Here is a 26259-nt window from a genome sequence, read left to right on the forward strand (position 1 = left end):
ATCATTTTTGAGAGGTGATCCGCATGCCCATTATAAATACTGAGGATTCTTTTTTACAGCAAATTGGTTCATCCGAATCCTTCCCTTTTAACTTTGCAGAGTTGGAAGCAGCTGCACGCGAACAGATTCCTGCAGCTGGATTCGGCTATATCCGCTCTGGCGCAGGTGGTGAGGGAACGCTGCGAAATAATAGAGCTTCCTTTGAAAAGCTATCCATTGTCCCGAGATTTTTAAACGATCTGTCCGTTGCAAACACAAGTATTGAGTTATTTGGACGGAAGTATCTCCATCCTTTTCTGCTTGCACCTGTAGGAATGCTGAAGCTTGCCCATGAAGAGGGGGAAAAGGCTGCCGCAAGGGCCGCTGCCCTCCATCATGTACCGTTTATCCAAAGCACGGTTTCCAGCTTTTCGATAGAGGAAGTGGCCAGTGCTGCTCCCGACAGTCCAAAATGGTTTCAGTTATATTGGTCCAATAATGAAAATATCTCCTACAGCATGGTGGATAGAGCTGAAAAAGCTGGCTATGAGGCAATTGTCTTAACAGTAGACACATTTATGCTCGGCTGGCGTGAAGAGGATATGCGCAACCAATTTTCTCCTTTAAAAGAAGGATACGGAAAGGCCAATTACGTCACAGATACGGCCTTCCTATCCTCATTGCCAAGTACGGATGATGATACGATAATCAAGGGAATTTTGACCAACATCTTTCATCCGTCCCTAAACTGGAAGCATATAGCAGAACTCCAGAAGCGGACAAAGCTGCCACTTTTATTAAAAGGAATTCTCCATCCTGAAGATGCAAAATTGGCTATAGAGGCAGGAATTGATGGACTTATTGTCTCCAATCACGGGGGGCGGCAGATGGATGGACTAATCTCAAGCATCGATGCCTTACCTGGGATTGCTAAAGCGGTAAATGGTTCCATACCTATCCTGCTTGATAGCGGTATTCGACGAGGATCCGATGTGGTGAAGGCGTTGGCCTTGGGTGCCGATGCTGTTTTACTCGGAAGACCCTATGTATATGGACTTTCAATTGGTGGTCAAAGGGGCGTCGAAAAAGTGCTGTCTAATTTCATTCAGGAGACAAGTGTTTCTCTGGCATTATCTGGCGCTGCAGACACGCGGGCAGCAAGAAATATAACATTAGTCAGAAACTGATTTATACGTAAAACAGTTGATACACCCAACCATATTTCCAAAGGAGCGATAATGTGAAGCAGGTTGTTTTAGAGATTGCAGATAAAATTACGAAAGCATATGATACGATGAAACCGATAGATTTCATCCGCCATAGCTACAGTCTGAATGAGGAAACTGCATATGCGGTTCAGGAGGAATTCATCGCACGGAAATGCAAACTGGAAAATGAGAAAATCGCCGGTTATAAAATCAGCATGACAAGTCCTGAAACACAAGCAATCGCACAGACAAATGAGCCGGCATACGGAACATTGCTATCCGCCAATTTGGTTAACAGCTCAGAGACAATCTCCCTTTCTGAATTATTTGCTCCATTGCTTGAACCTGAATTAATGTTTATTCTTACAGATGATCTATCCTTAGGCGCAAGTGAGGATGAGATTTTAGCCAACAGTAAAATAGCTGCCGGGCTAGAGATACCAGATTCCAGATACATGGATTGGTTCCCTAATTTTTCCTTGGCAGATTTAATTTCCGATAATACAGCAACAGGCAGAGTCATTGTTTCAGATATGGTTGATCCCCCTTCCTTTGAAGAATTGGCAAACATAAAAATGAAATTATTCCATAACGGAGAGAATATCGGCACAGGAATCTCTTCAGAAGTGCTGGGAAATCCCGCAAGTTCCGTTGCCTGGCTGACAAAAAAGCTATCGTCCCGCAATCAAGCTCTCAAAAAAGGGATGGTGATATCTTCCGGGACATTTATCCCCCCACTCTCTGTTGAGCCCGGAAAATATCAGGCTACCTATAGCCATTTCGGTACAGCAGAGATTACGTTTTTACCTTAGGCTGTTTTCTCAAAGATTGTTGTTTTTCATAAAATATATACACTGTGACGTAACTTGGCGATGAGCTTATCTCCGCTCCGGAAATACACTTCGCTTTCCCGCTGGAGTCTCCGTGTATTCCCTGCGCTAAGATTTGGCTTTCTGAATCAAATTACTGATATTCAATTATTAAGCTGATTGATTGGAGCGCAGGGCAGTCGACTCCTGCGGGAAAAGCAACGGCTGAAGATCCCGCAGGAAGCCGGGCTTGCTTCTGAGGAAGCTGAAGCGTTGCCCGCGGAAAGCGACTGCCCGGAGCGGAAATCGAGTGTTGCTGTTATGTCGCAGTTTCTATCAAATACAAAGTTAGAAATAACAACAATACTTACGAAAAGAGCCTTACCTTAAAAACCGAAAGATGAAGGTGTCCCGCCGCAACTGGCGGGTCACCAATTCATCCGTCCATTCAGCTCCTCAAACAAACCATCTTCCCTATTTCCGCTTTAATTTCCAGATTTCGGTTGCATATTCCTGTATCGTCTGATCACTGGAAAACTTACCGGAATAGGCGATGTTGGTGACACTCATATTCAGCCAGGTCATCCTGTCCCGATAAGCACGCTCTGCCAGCTCATGCGTTTCCAAATACGGTTCGAAATCTTTCAAGACAAAGTATGGATCATTGTGATAGAGGATATTGTAATAGATATCTTTGAATTCGATATTATGCACACCAAACTCGCCTTGATTCAGCTGATCCAATATCCTTTTGATCCGATCGTCCGTATTGTACAGATCTCTGGCATGATAACCACCATGCTGATAATACTCGAGAACCTCATCGGCAGACAGGCCAAAAATAAACATGTTCCGGTCCCCAACCAAATCATTTATTTCGATATTGGCACCATCCATTGTCCCAAGTGTCAATGCTCCGTTCATCATCATCTTCATATTCCCTGTACCAGATGCTTCTTTGCTGGCAGTCGATATCTGTTCACTGATATCTGCTGCAGGAATAATCTTCTCAGCAATACTTACATTATAATTTTCCATAAAGATAACTTTCAGCCTATCCTTAACACTCGGGTCATAATTCACAATAGAAGCTACTGTGTTAATCAGCTTAATTACTTCTTTTGCCAAGTGGTAGCTTGGTGCAGCCTTCGCTCCGAATATAAATGTGCGCGGGGTCATGTCCTGATTCGGATTTTCCTTCAATTCATTGTAAAGATAAATAATGTGAAATACATTCAACAGCTGCCGTTTATATTCATGCAGCCGTTTAATCTGGACATCGAATATGGACCTTTCATCAACGGTAATTCCTATATGCTGCTTAATATAGTTAGCCAATTCCCTCTTATTCTCATGTTTCACTTGATTAAATTTCTCCAGCAAAGCGCTGTCACTGGAATGTTTCAGCAGACTGATCAGCTGTTTTGGCCGTTTAATCCATTGAGGTCCGATCACATCTGTTATCAGCTCCGCCAATTTGGGATTGGCCTGCATCAGCCATCTCCTATGGGTAATGCCGTTAGTCTTATTGTTAAACTTATCTGGAAAAAGCGTATAAAAATCCTTCATTTCTTTTTTCTTTAAAATCTCTGTATGGATTTTTGCGACACCATTGACACTGAAGCTGCCGACGATTGCGAGTCTCGCCATATGGACACGTTCATATGCAATAATTGCAAGTTCAGGAATCTTATCCCTCAGTTCTTCATGGTCAAACCAGATCCCTTGGCAAAATCTGTTATTGATCTCATCTATAATCATAAATATCCTCGGCAGAAGAGACTTGATCATATCTGTTGGCCAGGTCTCCAGCGCCTCACTCAATGTCGTGTGATTCGTATAGGCGAAAACCTTTGTCGTGACCTGCCATGCATTTTCCCAGCTGAATCCTTCCTCATCCATTAAAATCCGCATTAATTCAGGAATGGCCAGACTTGGATGAGTATCATTTATTTGAATAACTACTTTTTCTGCCAATTTACTTAATGACATTCTATTATTCGTTTTAAAATGCTTCAGGATATTTTGGATACTAGCCGATACAAGGAAATATTGCTGCTTTAAACGAAGTTCCTTGCCTTCATAGCTGGAATCATCGGGATATAAAAATCCAGATATTTGTTCAATGGAATGTTCATGTGCAAGGTCACGATAAAATTGCTTGTTTCCCTCCAGCCTATCGCTATTATTAGAAAATATCGATTCGGCGCTCCACAGTCTTAACGTATTTACCGTGCCATTTTCATATCCGACAACAGGTATATCGTACGGAACAGCCATTACTTTATCTGTATTCTTGTATTCAAATTCAAGTGTTCCATCATTTCGTTTGTACATATGTACATCACCATGGAATTGAATAACAACCGCTTCTTCCTCTGTTCTCGATTCCCATGGATATGGGTCGGTTAGCCAATAGTCCGGAAGTTCAACTTGATTGCCATGGATAATCCGCTGTTCAAACAGCCCATATCGATACCTGATGCCGAATCCGTGTCCAGGATAGTTGAGCGAAGCTAATGAATCAAGAAAACAAGCCGCAAGCCGGCCAAGTCCGCCATTCCCAAGTCCGGCATCATGCTCCTCCGCGAAAACCTCCTGCGGGTTAAAGCCCATCTGCTCAAGCGCAGTCTTGGCCTCATCAAGCATGCCGTAATTTAATAGATTGCTTTCCAGCAATCTGCCTATCAGAAATTCCATCGATAAATAATATACCTCTTTTAGCTTCTCATCTTTATAATATTTACGCGTCCGAAACCATTGCTGTTTCACTTCTTCATTTACAATCGAAGCAAGAGCATAATAAATATCTTTAGGTGTCGCTTCCTTCACTTCTCTTCCCTTATCGGCAATCAGCTGTCTTAAAATCTTTTCTTTCAGTGCATCGGCCATTAATTGAGTCAAGGAAACACCTCTCCCTATCCATAGATTAATTCTGGCAATAAGCTATCATAAAGTGCTACATACTGACGGGCTGATTCCTTCCAGCTGAATTGATTTTTCGTGATATTTTTATATAATTGCTGCCACTCATCGGGACGGTTGTACAGCTCAAGTGAATAGTACAGAACATGTAAAAGATCATGTGCATTATAGTTCGTAAAACTGAAGCCATTCCCTTCACCTGTCAATACATTGAAAGGAGTAATTGTATCCTTTAATCCCCCTGTTTCCCGAACAATCGGTATTGTCTTATATTGCAGGGCAATCAGCTGCGATAAACCGCAGGGCTCAAATTTAGACGGCATGAGAAAAAAATCGGCACTTGCATATAACTGCCTTGCAATCGCCTCATCAAAGGTTATTAAAGCGGCTGCCTTATCCGGATATCTGCTGGCAATATCTGAAAAATATCCTTCAAATTCCGGTTCTCCTGTTCCGAGTACAATAAATTGGATATCTTCGTTTAAGAATTCTTCCAGTATATGCTGAACCAAATGGAGCCCTTTTTGCTCAACAAGCCGGGTTATAATGACGTATAGCGGACTATCTTCTTTATAAGGGAGTCCAATTTTCTGCTGCAGCTTTATTCTATTTTCTCTTTTCTTCAATCTGGCCGAACGATAATTAACAAACAAGGACGGATCTGTAACAGGATTATATTCTTTCATATCAATTCCATTGATTATTCCAATCAGATCCTTAGAACGTTCCGATAAAATCGGATCAAGCCCCTCACTATAAAAGGGTTCTTTTATTTCTTCTGCATAGCTTGGGCTCACCGTGGTAATCTTATCTGCGTGAAACAGTGCAGCTTTAAGGCAATTGAGCATCCCGTTCCATTCCATACCGCTGATATGTTCTCTGCCCAATTGAAAGAAGTCTTCAAAGATATCAACTGGCATGACACCCTGGTATTTAATGTTATGGATGGTAAACACGGTCTTCATATCTTTTATAGGTTGTTTAATATTTGCAAGCGCTATTGCAATGCCCGTCTGCCAGTCATGTCCATGCAGAATTTGCGGCCGGAAGTCCATATGCTTGAGTGCCTCGATGACAGCATGACTGAAATAAACAAATCGTTCCCCGTCATCGTAGTAACCGTAGATTCCTTTTCTCGTGAAATAAAAGTCATTGGAGATAAAATAATAAGTGATCTGATTATATGTCAACGTAAAGAGATGTGCTTCCTGTATGCGCCATCCTATCTCTACATCAAAGGTGACAAGATATTCCATGCGGCTTTTCCATTCTTCGTCCATTTCATCGTAGAGAGGCAGAATTACGCGTACTTCCTGCTTTTCATTCTGCTTTAGCTCCTGCGGCAGTGAACCAACGACGTCCGCCAGGCCCCCTGTCTTAATAAATGGTGCACACTCAGAGGCGACAAATAATATATTGTTCAATACTCTCTCTCCCTTCCTGAACTAGATTACTTGGCTTTTTGCGACTACATAAGGCTTTTCATTTGATCCAATTATTTTCTGGCCTTTTGAAACATAGACATCCTTGTCCAGAATCACATTTTCCAAATAAACACCTTCTTCAATCGTACACCGTTGCATAATGATCGAATTTTTGACTGTTGCGCCCTGTTTCACCGTTACCCCACGGAATAGCAAACTCCCTTCAACTGCTCCATCAATTACGCAGCCATTTGCCAATAGTGAATGTTTCACATCTGCATTTTTGCAATACTTTACAGGGGGATTATTCGATATTTTTGTACGGACCAGATTTTTATTGAAAAATAAATCCCGATAATTTTCTTCCAGCAGAAGGTTCATATTTTGTCTGTAGAAGCTCTCAATCGTATTCACAAATGCACTGTAGCCTTCATGGTCATATTTTTGTATTTTCAGATTGGCGAGCTTATCCTTAATTCCACAAACGAAGAAATTATCTTTGTTATATGCAATGCATTCATCAACCAATTCCATAAGCAAATCTTTATTGATAATATATACTCCGGTGAAAAGCTTGTTATTTTTCTGATCGTTCGTCAGATTATCAACCCAGCCGGTCTCATCAGCATCGATTCGGTAATAGGGGTAATGCTCTGGCTGCAATTCCTTCACATCCGCACTGATTAACGTAACATCTGCATTACGCTCAAGATGAAATTTAAATGCATTCTTATAATCTGTATTGGAGATAAACTGACTGCCGCTAATTAAAACATATTGCGATTTACTGCGGTGAAAATAATCGCGATTATTATGGAAAAAACGTAGATCCCCCTTTGACCGATCTGTTGGATCATTCCAGTCAGGGGGCAGAATAAACAGCCCGCCATTTATCCGATCCAATTCCCAGCTCTTTCCCGTTCCGATATGATCTAGCAGGGAGCGGTATTTATTCCTGACAAATATAGCAACTTCATTTATTTCCGTGTTCACCATATTCGAGAGCGTGAAATCTATCATTCGATAGCGTCCTCCAAAAGGCATCGAGGCATTATTGCGGAAGTAGGTCAATTCATTAAATACATGATGTTCATGATCCAGATTTATGAGCCCCATCAGCGATTCCATTATTTATCACCCCCAGCCGGTGCAAGCATCGCACCTAGAATCTCTTCATTGACGACAAGTGGTTCTTTATCCTCACTTATCTGCATGATGGTTCCTTCCGGTATTTGCGTGTTTTCCATGATAATGACTCTTTCCAATATACAATTGCCTTCAATTGTCACTCCTGGATGTATGATGGATTGTTTTACCATGCTCCCTTCTTCCACCCTTACATTCTTAAATAATATGGAGTGTTCGATGTTGCCATAGATAAAGCATCCCGAATTGATAAGAGAATCCTTCACGGTTGCCTTCTGGCTGATATATTGTGGAGGCAGATTCGAATCATGGGTATAGATTCGCCAATTCTTATCCTCAGAAATCAATCCAGATCCTTCGTAAAGCAGGTCCATATTCGCTTTCCAATAGCTTTCAACAGTGCCCACATCTTTCCAATAGCCATCAAATCGATAGGCATACATTTGGTGGTTTTCCTGAAGCATTGTCGGGATGATATCCTTTCCGAAATCATGGCTGGAATCTTTATTCTGGGCATCATTCAATAGGTAGTTTTTCAGCTTATCCCAGGTGAATATATAAATACCCATGGATGCGAGATTACTTTGAGGTGTATCCGGCTTCTCCTCGAATTCAAAAATCCGGAGACTATCCGATATACTCAGTATCCCAAATCTAGAGGCCTCTCCCCAAGGAACTTCAATGACGGAAACTGTTGCATCCGCCTCTGTCTGTTTATGCTGCTCAAGCATCTTCTGATAATCCATCTGGTATATGTGATCGCCGGAAATAACGAGCACATACTCCGGATCATATTGGTTAATGAAATGGATATTCTGATAAATGGCATCAGCCGTGCCGGAATACCAATCGCCGCCGGTCTTCCCTGTATATGGGGAAAGCACCGTAACCCCGCCGCTCCTTCTATCCATGTCCCAAGGTTCACCATTGCCAATATGCCGATTCAGTTCCAGAGGGGAGTACTGTGTCAAAACCCCCAATGTCTGTATTCCGGAATTCGTACAATTGCTCAAAGTAAAGTCGATAATCCGATACTTCCCTCCAAAGGGTACTGCCGGTTTAGCTCCATGATGTGTTAAAGCCCCTAAACGTTTTCCTTCTCCTCCTGCCAATAACATGCCAACACATTCTTTCATTATGAACCCTCCTCAACAGCTGATTGTTTAAATATCGTGATGGCTAGCGGTGGAACCTTAATCTTTATATGCTGTGGTAATCCATGCCACTTTTTCGGATAACTGAAATGTTCAGAACCATTTACTTGTCCAGAACCCCCAAATTCTTCCCTATCTGAATTAAACACTTCCTCATATATCCCTCCTGAAGGCACCCCGATCATATAGTCATAGTGTGTATCTGGAGTGAAATTACAAATAATAATCATTTCTTGATTCGACTTTTTAGACTTTCGCCGAAAGGCAATCACGCTTTGGCCAATATTATGCGGATCAATCCACTCAAAACCATCCGGATCATGATCTAATTCAAAAAGTTCAGGATGATTTACATAAAGGTGATTCAGCTTTGCTACATACGCAAACATGCCATGATGCAATGGATAATCCAGCAGATGCCAGTCCAATTGTTCTCCGTCCTTCCACTCTGCATATTGCGCCAGCTCCCCACCCATGAATAAAAGCTTTTTGCCTGGATGTGCAAACATATAACCATATAAAAGCCTGAGGTTGGCAAACTGCTGCCACTGATCGCCAGGCATCTTATCCAATAGGGATTTCTTTCCGTGCACCACTTCATCATGCGACAGCGGCAGCAGAAAATTTTCGGAATGCGTATACATAAATGAAAAAGTAAGCAGATTATGATGCCATTTTCGATTGCCGGTATCTTCTTTCATATATTTCAGCATGTCATTCATCCAGCCCATGTTCCATTTGAAATTGAAACCAAGACCGCCGGAATAAGTGGGTGCCGTAACGAGCGGTATATCTGAACTGTCTTCAGCCATCATCAAGAAGTTTGGCTGAAAAGAGAAGACAGCTTCATTCAACTTTCGTATAAATGCATAAGCTTCAAGATTTTCTTCTCCCCCATGCGAATTAAGGATCCGATCTTCCCCATCATATCTATCAAAATTTAAAAATAGCATGCTTGCAACAGCATCGACACGAATCCCGTCAATATGGTATTCTTCAATCCAGAAAATTGCATTGGAAACAAGAAAGCTCTGAACCTCGGGACGGCCAAAGTCAAAGGCTAATGTGCCCCAGGATTTCTTCTCCGCTTTACGCTGATCGCTATATTCATAGAGAGGTTCACCATCAAACATTCGCAAGGCAAAATCATCTTTGCAGAAATGGCCTGGAACCCAGTCCATAATGACACCGATCTCATTTTGGTGGCATTGATCCACAAAGTATTTAAAGTCATTTGGCGAACCGTATCTCGAAGTCACTGCATAATAGCCTGTTATCTGATACCCCCATGAGAGATCAAATGGATGTTCAGCTAACGGCAATAATTCAATATGGGTAAATCCGAGAGATTTCACATATGGAATAAGTTCTTCTGCCAGTTCCCGATACGTATAAAATTTTCCAGTGTCTTTCTTTTTCCATGAACTTAGGTGTATTTCATAAATGGAGATTGGAGATGCATAGGGATTGAAGTTTTTTTTGTTTTCCTTCCAATCCTGATCATTCCATACATAAATGGAATCCTGTGTGGGTATAACGGATGCTGTTCTTGGTCGAAGTTCTGATTGGTGTGCATATGGGTCTGCTTTTAACAGTTTTCGATCATCTGAAGTGATTATTTCGTATTTATAGATGGACCCACCTGCAATATCCGTGAAAAAACCGAGCCATAACCCCTCATTTGTGACCTTTTCCAGTGGATGTGTTTCACCATTCCAATGATTAAAGTCACCCACGATACGTATTTCGCGCGCATGTGGAGCCCATACCGCAAAACGGTAGCCTGAATTCCCTTCCAACTTCATAAAGTGGCAGCCCAATAGTCTATAGCTTTGATAGTTGGTTCCCTGGTGGAATAAATAGATATCCTGTTCCGAGATGTTGTATGTCAACAAATGGTGCCTCCTTCCAAAAACAGTGAACAATTAAAACAAAATCGTCCAGATAGCGACGTAAGGACAGGATCTTGCTATGCAATCAGTTTGATTGACTTGTTGTACAAAGACACAAGAACACGTATCCTTTAGGGATTTACTGCAGTCCAGAAGTTTCCCCTTCAGATTTATAAGTAAATACAGACAACTATTTACTTTCCAGCACTATATTATTACGTCAAACTTTCGCTTAATGATTATAGTTCATTATAGATATAAAGATTATAGATTTCAAGATAGTTTTCTGAAAATTCTTTCGACAACATTCTGGCAATCTTGTCGGTTTTTGACAATGGCTGTGGAATTGATTGAAATATTCTTTCGTTGTGTTTAATTATAGCTAAATTGGTTATGATTGATTTATTAATGATAGAATACCCGAAAAGCCGGGTATAACATATACTGTATCAGTTAAGCGTCAGTGGAAGAGGAGTTGTTTTTATGGAAAAACATACAGCCTGGATTGATGACGTTCATTACGTAACGGTTACCGTCAATAATTTAAATAATTTCATCGATCATAACAAAGAACTATTTTTGTTTTCGGAAAAGGAACAGAAAAAGTATAGCCTATCGGTTCACGATATAATTAATGAATCAACGGTACAGCTTGAACTGGCAGAAGAATTTCCCATAGGAGAAGAGCTTACGCTTAGATGGGGAGAAATGGCAATACCTGTGTACCCTCGTGCTGTTGTACGTACGCCATGGTTTGATGCGCGGTTTTCTGCAATGGAGATGTCCTTTGGGGCAACCTGCACAATGGAATCAACGACTTTTTCCGTATGGGCTCCGACAGCCGCTTCTATGAAATTGTATTTAGACAATGAATCATATAAATTAAATAGGAATGCTAAAGGTGTATGGTGCCTTGAGGTTAAAGGAGACTGGCACGGCTGTCCCTATGAATACGAGGCTACCATTAACGGCACAACCAAACGGGTGAATGACCCCTATGCAAAAGGAATGCTCGCAAACAGTGAAAAAGGCGTTGTCGTCGATTTATCAAGAACCGACCAAATGGAAAAAGAAGAACATCGGCCTTCCTTAAGAAATCTGCAGGATGCGATTATTTATGAGCTGCATGTACGTGACGCCAGTATCCAACAGGAAAGCGGTATCCTCAACCGCGGAAAGTTTTTGGGATTGGCTGAGGGGGAGACTGCAACACAGAACGGATTTTCTACAGGGCTTTCCTACCTAAAGGAATTCGGCTGTACGCATGTCCAGCTGCTGCCGATCAATGATTTTGCACGTGTAGATGAATGCCAGCCTGAGAAACAGTACAATTGGGGTTATGATCCACTATATTTCCAGGTGCCTGAGGGGAGCTATTCGGTGCTTCCGGATAGACCAATTGCTCGAATAAACGAACTTAAAACAATGATACAGGCATTCCATCAGGAAGGGATCTCCGTGATTCTTGATGTCGTGTTCAACCATGTGTTCAATATGGAGGATTCGCCGTTTGAAAAATTGGTACCTGGCTACTATTTCCGTTATCTTCCAAACGGGCAATTAAGCAACGGTACAGGCGTCGGAAATGATCTTGCTTCTGAAAGAAGGATGGTCCGCAAATTTATTCTTGATACTATCGATTTTCTGCTGGATGAATATCATATAGATGGGTTCCGTTTTGATTTGATGGGGGCTCTCGACATTGAAACCATGCAGCAAATCGAAGAACGCTGCCAGAAAGAGGAAATACCTATCATGCTACTTGGAGAAGGTTGGGATTTACCAACAGCAATTCCAGCCGAGATAAAGGCAGCAAGCTATAATGCCAGCCGATTACCGGGCATACGATTCTTTAATGACCAATTTCGTGATTCTATAAAAGGGAACCTGTTTGACCAGCAGGACAGAGGGTTCATAAATGGTGATGGCCGTTTCATTGAGCGAATGCCCCAATTAATGTCTGGATCCGCTTTTGAGGAATATGGAAATCCTTTTGTATCGGATGTTAATCAGACCATTAACTATGTGGAATGTCATGATAATCATACGTTATGGGACCGTTTAATGCTGACCAATCAGCACGCTGATGTATCGCAGCGTAAAAAGATGCACCAATTAGCGACAGGGATTGTGCTTTTAAGCCAAGGGGTACCTTTTATCCATGCTGGACAGGAATGGTTCCGCAGCAAGCATGGAGAAGAAAACAGCTATATCTCTGACGATCGAATCAACCAGCTTGATTGGAATAAAAGAGAACAGGAAGCGGAAAATATTGATTTCATTAAATCCCTTATCACATTGAGAAAAGAATATGACCTATTCAGGATGACCTCCAAGCAGGAAATCCGGAGAAGATTTCATATTATCGAAGCCCCAGCACCCGTGTTTGGATTTACATTATTGGGTGATCAAGAGGACTTTACGATCTATATCAATCCCACCGGCAATAAATTTGACCTTCGCCTCCCTTCTTCAGGAAAGTGGAAAATAGCCGTTACCAATAACCCAAACAAGCACTCCGAACAGACCGAAATTAATGGCGAATATTCCGTTATTGATGCCTATGAACTTGTTGTCTTCCAAAAAATTCGCAAACCCGGGGCAACAGGGGTTGCGGTACAAGGCAGCACTGTATCTGTCCCATAAGGGAAATCGGAGAAGGAATAGCTGCCGAGTGGCGGGTATTCCTTTTCATGTTAAAAATTAAGATTTTTATTAGTTCTCCCTTTTCAGGAAAATACTATAGACTAGCTATCACAACCATTAATCCGAAAAGCTCCATAGAGAAAGGAGAGTCAGAGGATGGTCCGTTTAAACATTCTTGATTATACATTAATTGATGAAGGAACAGATGCGCGTCATGCATTAGCCCAGACAACAGAACTGGCAAGACATGCAGATGAACTCGGCTACCACCGTTTCTGGATACCAGAGCAGCATCAGGTCTTCTCTATTGCCAGCAGTGCACCTGAGGTTTTGATGATGCATCTTGCCGATTCAACCAAAACCATTCGGATTGGTTCTGGTGGGGTAATGCTTCCCCATTACAGTCCATATAAAGTGGCTGAAAGCTTTCGAATGCTGGAGGCACTTCATCCTGGCCGCATCGACCTCGGAATCGGAAACAGCAGTGGCGGAAGACTCGTTAATCGAGTACTGAATGAAGAAAAGGAAGAACGTTTAAGTTACGAACAGCAAGTGACAGACGTTCAAAGATACTTAGCAGGTGAAACATTGGGAGAACATCGCTTTCAAAGCCTGATTGCCGCTCCCGTCATAAAGACCAAGCCCGAAATCTGGATGCTGGGTGCTGGTGGCAAAAGCACAAAGATTGCCGCTGAAAACGGCACTGCTTACACGTATGCGCATTTTATCAAACCTTTTGAAGTCGGTTCTGAAATAGTTGCGACCTACCGCAGTAATTTCAAACCCTCCTCATTTATGGAAAAGCCGAATGTGTCAATTGCCGTTTTTGTTGTTATTGGTGAAACCAAAGAAGAGGCAGAAGAATTCGCCAAGGCATTCGACCTATGGATGGCATCCTTGGAAACGGCCAAGAATCCTCCTTACTTCCCATCCATCGCAACGGCCAAGAAGCGTCAATACAGTGAATTCGAAAAACAAAAAATCAATCAAATAAGAAAAAGAGCCATTATCGGCAATCCGCAATATGTAAAAGAAGAACTATATAAATTGGTCGAATTCTATCACGCTGATGAACTTACCATCATTCCTAATTTCCCAGGTGCCGCTAATCGTATTAAAGGTCTCCAATTACTCGCTAGGGAATTCAGGCTCAATAAGCAGTAACAAACAAGCTGGAAATAGTTCGAAGCGGCGCTTTCCAGCTCGCTTTCCCAGTTTTGTTTCAGGGGAGGGACGTGCTCGCCAGTCCGCGGTGCATCGAATCAATCGTTTGGTAACATTATTTGAGATTCCCTCATCTGTAAAATTCGGTCCCCAATAACCTCATAAGTCCACCCTATCCCTTCTCAATTTTGGAATAGGGATAAGTATTCAAAGCATATAAATTAAACAGAAAAGATAAATCAGCATCGGGTTCCTAAGAAATGACTCTATGTCCCGCTATTCTCTCCTATGTTTTCTAAAAAATGATGCCCTTTAGCGAAATAGATGGACCTCAAATGAAGTATCGGCATTTTTCAGTGATGCATCAGCATTTATCCATGATTCATCAAATCGGAAAAGTCATCCCATTCATCCAATATTCAAATGATTATATGTCCGCGTTTTTCCTTCCTAACCTAACAGTTGATCAAACGTTTGATTAGATGAATTGTTTGATGACGGAACAACTGCTATAATTTTATTATATAGAGTAAGGGAAGTGTAGGAATGGAAGTAAATGCTGGCCTTTTATTGGAAGGCGGTGGCATGCGATGTGCCTATACAGCAGGGGTGCTTGATTTGTTTCTCGATAAAGGAATTGATTTCCCAGTAGTCTCCTGTGCTTCCGCAAGTTCTCTGATTGGGAGTTCCTTCATTGCAAAACAAAGGGACAGAAATCATAAATTGCTAGTTGAAATCGGCGATAAACCAGAAGCCATTTCCTTTAAGAGACTGATACACCATAAGGAACTTTATTCCATGGATTACATTTTCAATAAAATCCCAAATGAAATAGTACCTCTGGATTTTAACGCGTTCTCCCGATCATCATCAAGGTTTATCATAGGGACCACGGATATTGATACGGGCAGTCCCATCTATCATGATACATATGATACGAAAGAAGATCTATTTAAGGTTATTCGCGCGTCCTGTTCTTTGCCTGTATTGGCATCAAGTATTTCTTACCAAGGATTGCAGCTGATGGATGGTGGTGTAGCGGACCCAATTCCAATCAAACCCCTACTTAATCGAGGGATTAATAAACACGTACTTATTCTCACCAGAAATAAAGGTTATATCAAAAAAGGCTCTCGATTAAATTGGCTATACAAACGCCTGTTTAACGATAAGCCAATGCTTTTAACATTATTAAGGAATAGGCATTTGACATATAATCGGACCATGCAGCAATTGCTCGAAATGGAAAAGAGAAATGAAGTTTTCATCATACAGCCGGAGATTCCCCTTGTAACAAACAGAATAGAAAAAAACAAAGCAAAGCTGGAAAGCTTATATATTCAGGGATATAAAGAAGCCGAAAGGAAATTTGAGTCACTGCAGTACTTCTTGCAGGATACCCAAACTCCACCATCGGCCGGCTTACTAAAGAAAATGGCACCATCATAGGAATATATGTAGATTTGATTGCTTGTCCATCTTTTTATGGTTGTTGTCAGCCTTCTGAATCGCTATAAACCTTCAGTATTTCATATTTAAATCCAAAATACTGATAATTTTGTTTCTTGTACATTTCCCTTGGTGTATCTTCTCCATCAGCGACTAAAATAATCGTTTTATCGGAAAATGTATCCATCACAAATTGCTGAAGGCTGCTGCCTATTCCTTTCCTGCGCATTGATTCACGAACACCCAGACTATCTATTTCTGCCGTATTCTCTGTAAGAATAACGTCTACGGCTCCCGCTGGAACTCCTTGATAATATGCGATTATTTGTTTAATCCTGGGGTCTTTAAACTGTCGCTTGTTCAGCTCTATTTTTTGCTTGGCGAATGCTGCACCAAATTCCAAATCCTGTTCATGGCTTAATGTTAAATAATCGTTGAGATTACCTTCAACGACAAGCTGTACATCTATATCGGAATGTTTCGCTTTGCGCGGAAAATGATTTGGCTCTATAGCATATAGTTCAAGATAACCAATCCCATACCCATGTTCATTGAAATGGGTCAAAAGCTGCTCTCCAGGTTTTTCATTTGCCGGAAAGTAAAATTTGACATGGTTTTGATTATGTTTCAAATGATAGGCTCTTAAATAAGATTCAGCTGTCTGGAAGCTTTCTATTGTCGGCATCTGTTTAAATTCCAGAAAATTGCTGTCATATCGAATTAGCATTTCAGGATAGTGGAAGTGGCGGTATCCATCGTTTTCGAAAACAACATCACCTGTTGTATAGATGGTATCAAACGTGATCTTTTCCATATGTATTCCCCCTTTTGTCTTTTAGGATGAAAAGATTGTTCATTGTATTTATCATAAACGAAAATGCGTGGATTTACATTATCTTTCTTTCCAGACGGCAGCATTTATGGAAATTATTCAAATAAGGTTTCCAACGAAACACTTCCGATTTTTTTGAATAATAAATTTTTTTGTTATATACTATAAAACATAGTATTAAAAAGGGGGTTGAAAATGGGAAATATCCAAAAGGTGTCATTAATCGGATTAGGGGCCATTGGGGCTGCATATGGAAGCAAACTGCATTCACTGCTGAATGAATCCTTAACAGTCGTAGCGAACGAGGAGCGTATAAACAGGTATCGATCTTCCGGTCTGGAAGTGGATGGGTCTGTTTACCATTTCAATTATGCAGTGCCGGAAACAACGTCAGAACCTGCCGATCTTGTCATTTTCGCAGTAAAGAATGCTGAACTCAGACAGGCGATATCGGATATGGAGCATCATATCGGACCTGATACAATCATCCTTTCCCTGCTTAATGGTATATCGAGTGAAGAGGAGATCTATGAAGCCACAGGAAATGACCAGATTCTCTACAGCATGTGCCTTGGAATCGATGCCGTTAGAAACAATAATAAAATCCGTTTCTCTAGCATCGGCAAAATTTGTTTTGGCGAAAAGAACCAAACGATCACCGACAGTGTGCTTGCTGTCCAAGAATTATTTGATCAGGCTGGAATTCCCTATGAGGTTCCAGACAATATTTTGCATGCGGTTTGGGCAAAGTTTATGTTTAATGTAGGTATTAATCAGACATCAGCAGTATTAAGGGCTCCCTATAAATATTTCCAGGAGATTCCAGCGCTTCACCAATGGATGGAGCAGGCTATGTTTGAAGTTGTAGCAATATCAGAAAAAGCAGGCGTAAACCTGACTGCAGATGATGTACTGAGCTACAGATCCGTTCTAATGAATTTTGCACCTGACGGACAGACTTCCATGCTGCAGGATGTTGAAGCTAATCGAAAAACGGAAGTGGAATTCTTTTCAGGAAAGGTATGCGAGCTTGGAAAGCGATATGCCATTCCAACACCGATAAACGACCAGCTTTATAACATAATACCTATTATCGAAGAGATGGCGGCATTGAAGATCCATACGACATAAGATTCCCTTGTTTCTTAAATCAGGAAAGTCTTTCATCTTAGATTCAAGCTATCGTCCATGATAACCCTCCATTTATTCATATAGCAGCAAAGTAAATGGAGGATTATGATGGACTGTACAGCAAACTTTGAAGGTTACACATCGATTCTGAAGTATCTGTGATACCCCTAAAATGTCATGGAAATGTACTTCGTTCTCCCCGTATGCGCAGCATTATTTTGAGTATATTTCGTAACGAATCCTCAAATGATAAGCGTTAAGGATTAGCCAAAAAACCATTCCCATTTTTTGCTTTCCATTGTTTAAAACATTTCTCAACTCTATATATGTATGGAAAGTTTTTATTAAATTTATTCAGGAGGATTTTATGAAGAAGGTTTCAAATGTTTTTTATGTAACTACTGCTTTAGTTATTCTATTTGTTTTAATAGGGGCTATTATTCCTGTTCGTTTTGAACAGATTACCACAAATATAAATGCTTTTCTGTCCACAACGTTTGGATGGTATTATATGTGGCTGATGGTGGCACTTGTTGTTCTCTCTCTATTTATCATCATTAGTCCATACGGAAAAATTCGTCTGGGTAAAAATAATGACCGCCCGGATTTTTCTACGCCAACATGGATTGCTATGCTGTTCTCGGCCGGCCTTGGAATTGGACTTGTATTTTACGGAGCTGCAGAGCCGCTTTTTCACGGATTTTTAGATTCTCCTTTATCAGAGGAGGGATCTGATCAGGCTTTTAAAGAAGGACTTTCATTAACCTTTTTCCACTGGGGAATTCATGGCTGGGCAATGTACGGAATTGTCGCACTTTCACTGGCCTTTTTCCAATTCCGCAAAGGTGAGCCTGGACTGATTTCCGCCACATTAAAGCCACTATTTGGCGATAAAATGAAAGGTCCATGGGGAATTACGATTGATGTACTTGCAACATTTGCAACCATCTTCGGTGTAGCTACGTCGTTAGGCCTTGGAGCTATGCAAATTAATGCAGGTTTAAATCATCTTTTTGGAATAGAAGTCAATTTTGCGGTACAGTTTATTATTGTAGCGATTGTTACAGTCTTATTCCTGGCCTCGTCTTGGTCAGGACTAAGCAAAGGAATTAAATATTTATCGAATGCGAACATGGCCCTTGCAGTCCTGCTTTTTATTGCAGTATTGTTCATCGGACCAACCTTGCTTATTCTGAATATGTTTACAGACACATTCGGATTGTATATCCAAAATTTTGTGCATTGGAGTTTCCGTTCGGCACCTCTTGAAGGGGATAATCGAAGCTGGGTTGACGGTTGGACAATCTTCTATTGGGCATGGTGGATTTCCTGGGCCCCGTTTGTCGGAATGTTCATCGCCCGGGTTTCACGCGGAAGGACAATCCGAGAATTTATGATAGGGGTAATTGTAGCTCCAACCTTTATTATCGCTGTCTGGTTTGCAACATTTGGAACAACAGCAGGGAATATCCAAAGAAACGGGTTTGATTTAACCCAATTCTCAACAGAACTGGTAACCTTTAATATGTTCGATCAAATGCCTTTCTCATCCATTCTGTCCGTCCTTGCGATACTGCTGCTGATGACATTTTTCATTACTTCCGCTGATTCAGCAACATTCGTATTAGGTATGCAGACGACGAATGGTTCATTGACACCGCCAAATTCTGTTAAAACAGTAATGGGGCTAGCGCAGTCGGCTGTTGCACTCATCTTGCTATATGTAGGCGGACTGACCGCGCTGCAGAACACCATCATTGCTGCAGCTCTTCCATTCTCGTTCGTTGTCATCTTAATGATGATTGCTTTAGTCAAAGCATTGAAAGAGGAAATGAAAACAATCGGGCAAAGGAAAAAATAATCGATAGCAGACCAATTCAATGTATTTCACCCCCAAAATTAGATTTCGATTCTAATTTTGGGGGTGTTTATTTATGCCACACTCTAATTCATATAGATTAAAAACCGCTCATCTGGATTTTTTTCATATAACCCTGGCAAAATTATTTCCTTTTTCAATTCAAAGGAAGTTTCATTCTCGAGAAAATAAATATACTCTTCATGGGGATAGTAAAGAATCAGTTCCACTTCACGCTGCATTTCTTCAACAGAACGCAATATGCTTTGGATTACCTTTCTGAAAACGTGTATAGAAAATGGATTAAAGAAATAAAAACGATTATCGCTTGGCTCAATCCGATACTCTTCCGCCAGACAGCAAAAGAACTCAATCGTTTCTTTATTGCTTTTTGTATTATCCAAATAACTTCTTTGATTAACGATTGCCTTTTCAAAAAAAGCTTCATCCATTTCTATTCCTTTAACAGATGCACCGCAGAAATAGTGAATATAGAAATTTATCCTGCCTTTTCCACATCCATAATCGACAATCTGATCATTCTCCTTCAATTCATATTCCAGGAATAGTGTCTCTAATGCACTGTATGGGGTTGGTTCATATGGATTGTATTGAACCGAATCCGGGTAGGTTATATTCTTCTCTGCACCTGTCCGCACATGCAAAAGCTTATCGAACTTAAATTCATCCATATCATTTATTTTATTCATAGACATTAGCACCTCATCAATTAAAAACCTGCCTTCTATTTTATCATTATTCTATCTGATTTGACTTCTTTGGCTGAAATTATATAAGATAGATGGAGTTTCAATCTATTCATAAGAGGGTATAAATTACCCGAGTATTACAAAATCCACTCATCTATCAAGGGGGAACTATGAAAAGAGTTTCAAAAGTATTTTATATCGCTGTTTCACTTGTTGCTATTACCGTTTTGCTTGGAGCGTTTTTTCCAGCCAGATTCGAACAGATTACGAATAATGTAAAAAACCTCGTATCAACCACCTTTGGCTGGTACTATATGCTGCTAATGGCGGCACTAGTGATCTTTGCTATCTTTGTAGCTGTAAGCCCATTTGGGAAAATCCGTCTTGGAAAAGATAATGACAAGCCTGACTTTTCAACCGGATCATGGATTGCCATGCTATTTTCAGCCGGTATGGGGATAGGTCTTGTCTTCTACGGCGCTGCCGAACCAATTTCCCATTATATCGCAAATGCGCCTGAATCAGAGGCAGGTACTGCTCAGGCATTTAAAGAAGCACTTTCTTATTCCTTTTTTCACTGGGGAATTCATGTATGGGCCATGTATGGTATTGTTGCACTTTCACTTGCCTATTTTCAATTCCGAAAAGATGAACCTGGGTTAATTTCCTCTACACTGAAACCATTGTTCGGGGATAGAATGAATGGTCCATTAGGCACTGCGGTCGATGTACTTGCTGTATTTACTACAGTATTTGGTGTTGCAACTTCACTCGGATTCGGTGCTGTACAGATAAATGGTGGGTTGTCCCATCTATTTGGCCTGGAAGTTAGCTTTACATCCCAGCTTCTCATTATTTTAATTGTCACTGTGCTCTTCCTGATCTCGGCATGGTCTGGATTAGGGAAAGGAATAAAATATTTATCCAATACGAATATGGTTCTGGCAATTGTATTGTTTTTTGCAGTCCTGATACTTGGACCTACGCTGCTCATCTTAAATATGTTCACAGAGACATTCGGAATGTATCTCGATAACATTGTCCATATGAGTTTCCGTACTGCTCCACTTAATGGGGATAATCGCAGCTGGCTGAATGCTTGGACCATATTCTACTGGGCATGGTGGATTTCCTGGGCTCCATTTGTCGGCATGTTCATCGCCCGTGTTTCGCGTGGACGTACCATTCGCCAATTCCTTATATTTGTGATTTTAATCCCTACATTAATCGTTTCTGCATGGTTTGCAACATTCGGCACTACTGCAGGAGACGTGCAGAATAAAGGGTTTGACCTTACACAATATGCCACCGAATTGGTATTATTCAATATGTTCGATCACGTGACATTCTCTTTCTTCTTATCCATTATCGCGATCATGCTGATAGCATCTTTCTTCATTACATCGGCAGACTCAGCGACATTTGTATTGGGAATGCAGTCGACACGAGGATCGCTGACACCAGCCAATAGCATTAAAGTTGCCTGGGGTCTTGCTCAATCCGCAGTCGCTTTGATTCTGCTTTATGTCGGGGGACTTACCGCATTGCAGAATACGATCATCATCGCTGCGCTGCCTTTCTCGTTCGTCATCATCTTAATGGCGCTCGCTTTGTATAAAACGCTCAGTATCGAAATAAAACAGATGAATAAGAAGGCCCAGATCAAGAAGAGAAAATAAGAAGAACCCTCTGGAAGCATGACTTTCAGAGGGACTTTTACTTTTTTGGAATTCGGTTGATTTTCCGATCCTATTTGCACATACTATCCATACGACACTATTTTGAACCTGCTGCACATGTTTGAATGCAGCGAGGAGGTTGGCCTATGTATATCTTTGTAGAAGATAAGATTAAAGCAGCCATTGAAGATGGTGAATTCGATAATTTGCCTGGCAAAGGAAAGCCGCTTGATTTAAAAGATGAGTTTGCCGGCATGCCAGCTGAATTGAAGCAGGCATACAAGATATTAAAACAGGCTGGATATATTGCCAATGATAAAGAAGGCAGGAAGACCTCTACATCACTTGATCAATTATTAGATCAAGCTACTGATGGCAAGATGAAGGATGAACATACCAAGAGAAAACAATTTGATTCCTTTGTAAAAGAAAGAAAGCTGCATACCAGCTCCAAGTTTGCTTATTACGCCAAAAAGATCTATAAGAAATTGTTTTAAATACACGTTAAGCAAGAATCAGGGCCAACCTGATTCTTGCTTATTTATTTTGACTTTTTATTTTTGGCGATGGAGCATTTTACTTACGAGAAGAGAAGAACTCCAACCACACAAGAAAGCAGCCTTCAATTTTAATAAATCAAAAAAAATTGATTTATTAATTGAACATCAAATATTTTTGATATATACTTATTACATCAAAATAAATTGATATTTGAAAGAAGTGGTAAATATGTCAACTGCAAGCCTTGATTTACAGCAGACCTTCCAACAATATGAGAACACTTTTAAGGCGCTTGCCGATGAGAAAAGGTTACAATTGCTTAATCTATTGGCTATTTCCCCTGAAAACTCCATCTGTGTCTGTGACCTGATGGAAAAGATGGAAATGGCACAGTCAAAGCTCTCCTATCACCTAAAGATCCTGTTACAGGCCAACCTGATTACCAAGGAAAAACACGGCACATGGAATTACTATTCCTTAAATCACAAGGAAATAAATAGTGTACTTTCAGATGAACTCTGCTGTTTATTCCGAAAATCAGAGAATAAAGAAAAAATTCAAGCATGCTCTTGTATCAATTAACTTAAAAAGGAGAGATAATGATGTTATCAAGTTTACCAACTGTTATTATTGGGGCAGGTCCAACTGGCTTAGCGGCAGCAGCACACTTACATGAATATGATGAACGATTCCTTATCCTGGAAAAGGGATCCCATGCCGGAAGCAATATCCAGGAATGGAGCCACGTTCAATTGTTTTCCCCATGGGAATACAACATCGATCGTGCTGCTAAAAGGCTTTTGCAAGAGACAGAATGGGAAGAACCCGTTTCCGATCAATTGCCAACAGGTGGCGAGCTTGTAAAAGAATATTTAGAGCCCTTCGCCGCCCTACCTTCAATCCGTACTAATATAGTCTACCATGCCGAAGTTAAAGCCATCACGAAGAAAAACATCGATAAAGTCAAATCAGATTCACGGGAGGCAGCAGCATTCATTCTATTCGTAAACATCAATGGTTCCATCAAAAAGATCGAAGCAAAAGCCATTATCGATGCTACCGGTACTTGGAATAGTCCCAATCCCCCATTCGCGGATGGCGTTTGGAGAACAGAGGAGCTAATCAATAAGCTTCATGTCAATATCCCAAATATTAAAGAAGAAGCTGACCGCTTTAAAAATAAACATATTGCAGTGATTGGCAGCGGGCACTCTGCATTAAATTCGTTGATCGAGTTAACAGATTTAAAAGCAGCATTCCCAGACACTAAGATTTCCTGGATTATTCGTAAGCAGCACATATCAGAGACCTTTGGCGGAGAAGAAAATGATGAACTAGCTGCCAGGGGTTCCCTCGGCTCAAAGGCCCATCAGCTTGTTGACAATGGACTTTTGCACATTCATTCTGGTTTTTATGTCGATGAAATCAAGGAGCAGGATAATTCGTTCGTCATTCAAAGCAGTGACGGAATCTCCATAAATGGGATTGATGAAGTGATTGTAAATACTGGAGCGAGACCTGACTTTTCTTTTTTAAAGGAACTAAGGCTTGATATAGATCCTACTGTGGAAAGCACAAAAGAACTCGCTCCACTGATCGACCCAAACCTTCATAGTTGCGGAACGGTTCGCCCACACGGAGAAAAAGAATTACGCCATCCCGAAGCTGGTTTTTATATAGCAGGAGTGAAGAGTTATGGTCGTGCGCCTACATTCTTAATGGCTACAGGCTATGAACAGGTGCGTTCCATCACTGCTTATATTGCGGGGAATATGGAAGAGTCTGCAAAGATAAAATTGAAACTGCCTCAAACGGGAGTCTGTAAGGCACGAGAGGTACCAAAGCAACTGCAGATCATTGAAGTTAACGCTGGTGACAGCTGCGGCAAAACGAGCTGCTGCTGTTAATTACGTAACCGTTCTACCAATTTCTTAATATAAAGTACGTTTGAACTTCGCTGAATAAGGATTTTTCAATTCACAAATATTATTGTTTCTACACTTTTCGCATTTGATAGAAACTGCGGCATAACAAGAAATGATTGGTGTTTTATCCCCACTCCGGAAGTAAACTGTGCTTTCCGCGGGCTCGCGCTAAGCCAGGGTACTACTTGCGATTGCTTCCTTGTTCCCTTGCACCGAGGAAACCTGCTTCGAAGCGTTACTGGCAGACGCAGGTGCATCTAGTGGGGTCTTAGCGTCTTGGCTTTTCCCGCAGGAAGTGGGTTTCTTCCGAGGAAGCTGAAGCGTTGCCCGCGGAAAGCGACTGCCCGGAGCGGAAATCGGCCGTTGCAGTTGTGTCGCAGTTTATATATTTTATGTAAATTACAACAATCTTTGAGAAAACAGCTTTGAAATAATAAATCTTCTTGGCTTAGGCAGGTGCTGGTTCAATGGGTAAGACAAATCATCCATCTAAGGTCATAAACGATGTAGCAATTGTCACAGCATTAAGCCTTCTTGGAGATTCGATGCTGTATGTTGCCTTACCGTTATATTGGGAGCAGGCCGGTCTGGATTCCATTTGGCAGGTAGGAATTCTTCTTTCTATTAATCGGTTTATCAGACTGCCTGCCAATCCCTTTGTAGGATGGATTTATAAAAGGATATCTTTAAAAACCGGACTATTGACTGCCATTATCATCGGATCGATCACAACCCTTGGATATGGCTTGTTTAATGGATTTGCAGCATGGATTATTTTAAGAAGTCTATGGGGAATTGCCTGGTCCTTTTTTCGCATTGGCGGACTCACAAGTGTTGCCTATTATGCAGAAGAAAGTCATCGCGGAAAGGCAATGGGAACCTATAATGGGCTTTATCGGTTAGGGAGCTTATTCGGGATGCTCCTCGGTGGTATTTTCATACCTGTGATAGGTCTTGATGCGGTTTCCATTATATTCGGCTTATCAACATTGGCCGGCATACCTATTATTCTGTATACCCTAAAAGGAAACGAGGCTGGAAGCAAAACTGAGCATACGACGGATAAACCTAAAACCTACTCCGCTTCAAGGTTTGTTAAAAATAGGATTCTATTCATCTGTACTACAGGTTTCTTTATTACGATGCTGTTTCAGGGTGTCCTTACCTCGACCCTTAGTTCGGTAATTGAATACCATTATGGGGAGTTTATTTCACTCTTTCATATTGTATTAAGTGTTGCTTTATTATCCGGTATCCTTCAGTCCATCAGATGGGTTTGGGAACCATTCTTAGGGAGAACGGTCGGAATATTGTCAGACGGCCCAAAGGGAAGATTGCCTTTTTTCATCCTTTCCCTTTTCCTTACCGGCCTGGTATTTGGCATGATTTCATTTGATGGCACCATTGGTCTCTGGATAATAACTACATTACTGGTCATGGCTGGAGCCACCGTACTCACCACGTTAACGGACGCGATCGCAATGGATATCTCAAGGTCCGGCAATACGGTTTCATTCCTTACGCTTTATACAATCATCCAGGATATCGGAGCGGCGGCCGGACCTTTTATCGGCTATATGATTATCGAACTGAAATCAGGTTATGCCTATTTATACTGGGGCGGGTCCGGTTTGTTTTTTCTTTTGGCTTTCCTATGGCTGATTATTCACTTGTCGGAAAAGAAACAGCAGCTAGGCCGTGTGAAAAATGAATTTAATTACCACTAATAAGCATTAGAGTAATCATTGCAGTTTTAATAGTTTCTTTGTATCTTTTTTCTTTCTTAGACTGCTTATTAATTAAATCCCAACTTAATCGTGCGCTAAA

The 26259-nt window shown here is 41.1% G+C and carries 19 protein-coding genes; 12 read left to right on the plus strand and 7 right to left on the minus strand.

Features of this window, described 5'->3' with window-relative positions; translation table 11 throughout:
* Nucleotides 1–23 precede the first annotated feature (23 nt).
* Both OMHG_RS16220 and OMHG_RS16225 read left to right on the plus strand, forming a co-directional pair.
* Nucleotides 24–1166 carry an alpha-hydroxy-acid oxidizing protein gene (locus tag OMHG_RS16220; RefSeq protein WP_010651949.1) on the plus strand — a complete coding sequence of 381 codons (1143 nt, stop codon included), beginning with the start codon at nucleotides 24–26 and terminating at the stop codon, nucleotides 1164–1166.
* 53 nt (nucleotides 1167–1219) lie between these two features.
* A complete protein-coding gene (locus tag OMHG_RS16225; protein ID WP_010651950.1) occupies nucleotides 1220–1999 on the plus strand; it encodes a 2-keto-4-pentenoate hydratase in 780 nt (259 codons plus the stop codon).
* Between the two features lie 471 nt (nucleotides 2000–2470).
* On the opposite strand, the gene OMHG_RS16230 is transcribed toward OMHG_RS16225, so the two are convergent.
* From OMHG_RS16230 to glgB, 5 genes are read right to left on the minus strand one after another with little or no spacing between them, the layout of a single operon-like run.
* The gene (locus tag OMHG_RS16230) at nucleotides 2471–4888 is read right to left on the minus strand and encodes a glycogen/starch/alpha-glucan phosphorylase (protein WP_044477071.1); all 2418 of its coding nucleotides are present in this window, start codon (nucleotides 4886–4888) and stop codon (nucleotides 2471–2473) included.
* A gap of 26 nt (nucleotides 4889–4914) precedes the next feature.
* Nucleotides 4915–6345, minus strand: a complete 1431-nt coding sequence (gene glgA, locus OMHG_RS16235; protein ID WP_010651952.1) for a glycogen synthase GlgA — start codon at nucleotides 6343–6345, stop codon at nucleotides 4915–4917.
* A gap of 21 nt (nucleotides 6346–6366) precedes the next feature.
* Nucleotides 6367–7473 (minus strand): glucose-1-phosphate adenylyltransferase subunit GlgD, encoded by a 1107-nt coding sequence (glgD, locus tag OMHG_RS16240; RefSeq protein ID WP_010651953.1) that lies wholly within the window; start codon nucleotides 7471–7473, stop codon nucleotides 6367–6369.
* Nucleotides 7473–8627: a glucose-1-phosphate adenylyltransferase gene (locus OMHG_RS16245; protein ID WP_010651954.1), complete on the minus strand. Its 1155-nt coding sequence runs from the start codon at nucleotides 8625–8627 to the stop codon at nucleotides 7473–7475. Before OMHG_RS16245 ends, glgD begins: the two co-directional genes overlap by 1 nt.
* Nucleotides 8627–10537 (minus strand): 1,4-alpha-glucan branching protein GlgB, encoded by a 1911-nt coding sequence (glgB, locus tag OMHG_RS16250; RefSeq protein WP_010651955.1) that lies wholly within the window; start codon nucleotides 10535–10537, stop codon nucleotides 8627–8629. The genes OMHG_RS16245 and glgB overlap by 1 nt, the downstream gene beginning before the upstream one ends.
* 483 nt (nucleotides 10538–11020) lie before the next feature.
* On the opposite strand from glgB, the gene pulA reads away from it, so the two are divergent.
* The 3 genes from pulA to OMHG_RS16265 all read left to right on the plus strand — a co-directional run bounded on the left by pulA (nucleotide 11021) and on the right by OMHG_RS16265 (nucleotide 15796).
* Entirely contained in the window at nucleotides 11021–13183 is a 2163-nt protein-coding gene (pulA, locus tag OMHG_RS16255) for a type I pullulanase (protein ID WP_010651956.1), read from the plus strand.
* Between the two features lie 156 nt (nucleotides 13184–13339).
* Entirely contained in the window at nucleotides 13340–14347 is a 1008-nt protein-coding gene (locus OMHG_RS16260) for an LLM class flavin-dependent oxidoreductase (protein ID WP_010651957.1), read from the plus strand.
* A 546-nt stretch (nucleotides 14348–14893) separates the two neighbouring features.
* Nucleotides 14894–15796: a patatin-like phospholipase family protein gene (locus tag OMHG_RS16265; protein ID WP_010651958.1), complete on the plus strand. Its 903-nt coding sequence runs from the start codon at nucleotides 14894–14896 to the stop codon at nucleotides 15794–15796.
* Between the two features lie 46 nt (nucleotides 15797–15842).
* Here OMHG_RS16265 and OMHG_RS16270 read toward each other — a convergent pair whose 3' ends face one another.
* On the minus strand, nucleotides 15843–16610 hold the full coding sequence (locus OMHG_RS16270; RefSeq protein WP_010651959.1) for a GNAT family N-acetyltransferase: 768 nt from the start codon (nucleotides 16608–16610) through the stop codon (nucleotides 15843–15845).
* 213 nt (nucleotides 16611–16823) lie between these two features.
* Between OMHG_RS16270 and OMHG_RS16275 the strand changes: the two genes are divergently transcribed.
* A complete protein-coding gene (locus OMHG_RS16275) occupies nucleotides 16824–17759 on the plus strand; it encodes a ketopantoate reductase family protein (RefSeq protein ID WP_010651960.1) in 936 nt (311 codons plus the stop codon).
* Between the two features lie 367 nt (nucleotides 17760–18126).
* Nucleotides 18127–19620, plus strand: a complete 1494-nt coding sequence (locus OMHG_RS16280; RefSeq protein WP_010651961.1) for a BCCT family transporter — start codon at nucleotides 18127–18129, stop codon at nucleotides 19618–19620.
* A gap of 83 nt (nucleotides 19621–19703) precedes the next feature.
* On the opposite strand, the gene OMHG_RS16285 is transcribed toward OMHG_RS16280, so the two are convergent.
* Nucleotides 19704–20309 carry a class I SAM-dependent methyltransferase gene (locus tag OMHG_RS16285; protein ID WP_010651962.1) on the minus strand — a complete coding sequence of 202 codons (606 nt, stop codon included), beginning with the start codon at nucleotides 20307–20309 and terminating at the stop codon, nucleotides 19704–19706.
* A gap of 188 nt (nucleotides 20310–20497) precedes the next feature.
* On the opposite strand from OMHG_RS16285, the gene OMHG_RS16290 reads away from it, so the two are divergent.
* From OMHG_RS16290 to OMHG_RS16310, 5 genes are all read left to right on the plus strand, one after another.
* Nucleotides 20498–22006, plus strand: a complete 1509-nt coding sequence (locus tag OMHG_RS16290; RefSeq protein WP_010651963.1) for a glycine betaine uptake BCCT transporter — start codon at nucleotides 20498–20500, stop codon at nucleotides 22004–22006.
* Nucleotides 22007–22152: 146 nt separating this feature from the next.
* The gene (locus tag OMHG_RS16295; RefSeq protein ID WP_010651964.1) at nucleotides 22153–22503 is read left to right on the plus strand and encodes a DnaJ family domain-containing protein; all 351 of its coding nucleotides are present in this window, start codon (nucleotides 22153–22155) and stop codon (nucleotides 22501–22503) included.
* A 232-nt stretch (nucleotides 22504–22735) separates the two neighbouring features.
* Nucleotides 22736–23089, plus strand: coding sequence for an ArsR/SmtB family transcription factor (locus tag OMHG_RS16300; protein WP_010651965.1), 354 nt, complete (start codon nucleotides 22736–22738; stop codon nucleotides 23087–23089).
* Between the two features lie 20 nt (nucleotides 23090–23109).
* A complete protein-coding gene (locus OMHG_RS16305) occupies nucleotides 23110–24414 on the plus strand; it encodes an NAD(P)-binding domain-containing protein (protein ID WP_010651966.1) in 1305 nt (434 codons plus the stop codon).
* Nucleotides 24415–24899: 485 nt separating this feature from the next.
* On the plus strand, nucleotides 24900–26159 hold the full coding sequence (locus tag OMHG_RS16310) for an MFS transporter (RefSeq protein WP_010651967.1): 1260 nt from the start codon (nucleotides 24900–24902) through the stop codon (nucleotides 26157–26159).
* Nucleotides 26160–26259 lie beyond the last annotated feature (100 nt).

It is taken from the genome of Oceanobacillus massiliensis str. N'diop, assembly GCF_000285495.1.
Lineage (GTDB): Bacteria > Bacillota > Bacilli > Bacillales > Amphibacillaceae > Oceanobacillus > Oceanobacillus massiliensis.